Source organism: Herbaspirillum sp. VT-16-41 (assembly GCF_001994935.1).
Classification (GTDB): domain Bacteria; phylum Pseudomonadota; class Gammaproteobacteria; order Burkholderiales; family Burkholderiaceae_D; genus Herbaspirillum; species Herbaspirillum frisingense.
Genome location: NZ_MUXB01000143.1, coordinates 1 through 1,034, shown reverse-complemented (window position 1 = coordinate 1,034; position 1,034 = coordinate 1). Strand labels below are relative to the sequence as shown.

The 1,034-nt window shown below is 42.2% G+C and carries 2 protein-coding genes; both read left to right on the top strand.

The window, feature by feature from the left end:
- The coding region (locus BTM36_RS23270; protein ID WP_305778109.1) for an FGGY family carbohydrate kinase at positions 1-422 on the top strand (422 nt) is incomplete at its 5' end.
- Complete coding sequence (locus tag BTM36_RS29390) at positions 412-960, top strand: ABC transporter permease subunit (RefSeq protein ID WP_305778108.1); 549 nt, start codon at positions 412-414, stop codon at positions 958-960. The genes BTM36_RS23270 and BTM36_RS29390, both read left to right, overlap by 11 nt.
- Positions 961-1,034 lie beyond the last annotated feature (74 nt).

Below are 1,034 nucleotides of genomic sequence, written 5' to 3'. Positions count from 1 at the left end.
TGAAATATGTAATTGGTGTCGATTTAGGAACAAGCGCTGTTAAAATTTTATTAGTTAATCAACATGGTGATGTGACCGAAGAGGTTTCCAAAACCTATCCATTAATTCAAGAAAAATCAGGATATAGTGAACAGGATCCGAAGGACTGGGTGGAACAGACAATAGCGGGATTGTCTGTTCTCCTCAAAAACTTTAATGGGAACCCAAAGGATATTGAAGGGATTAGTTTTTCCGGACAAATGCACGGCTTGGTATTACTCGATGAAAACTATGAAGTTTTACGTAATGCTATCCTTTGGAATGATACTCGAACAACAGAAGAATGCTATGAGATTTACTCAAAAGTCGGGAGACAGCGCTTACTCTATGACGTGATGGAGACCGATGTGGTGATGGTGCCCGCCGCATCCGATGTGGCTTGAGCCGGATGAATGGCACGGTAATGCCCGACCGGAGCAGTTGCAGCTTCGTTCTGCTCACCCGGCGCATCGTCTGCACAGCCAGCTTAACTATTCATCACTTCGCGAGCAGTATGCGGTGGCGGGGCGCGAACCGGTGACGTTGCATCCGAGCGACGCGAAAGCGCGCGGCATCGCTGATGGCGATCTGGTGCGTGTCTGGAACCAACGCGGACAGGTATCCGCAAAAATAGATGGTTGTGGACATTTTAGGTTATTTTGGCAAATTTTATTTCCATTATTGAAGCCGGCGACAGCAACAATTGCAATTTATAATTTTATCCATATTTGGAATGAATTTATCTTTGCGTTAGTACTAACAAATTCACCAAGTAACGGAACACTTCCAATTGGATTAAGGGAGTTTTATGGAGAATTCTCTGTGAATGTACCAGGTATAATGGCAGCATTGACTTTGGGCAGTCTCCCACTATTATTAATTTATTTTGTAGCACAAGAGAAAATTGTACAAGGACTTGCTGCGGGCTCTGTAAAAGGATAAAAAATGATTTATATGAAAACTAGAAATGATCTTTAATTAAGAATTGAATAAAGCAATATTCAAACAATTGTAGG

Bases quoted from the DNA above. Each gene is read 5' to 3' on its own strand.
- BTM36_RS29390 (WP_305778108.1), top strand. From the start codon at position 412: ATGTGGCTTGAGCCGGATGAATGGCACGGTAATGCCCGACCGGAGCAG.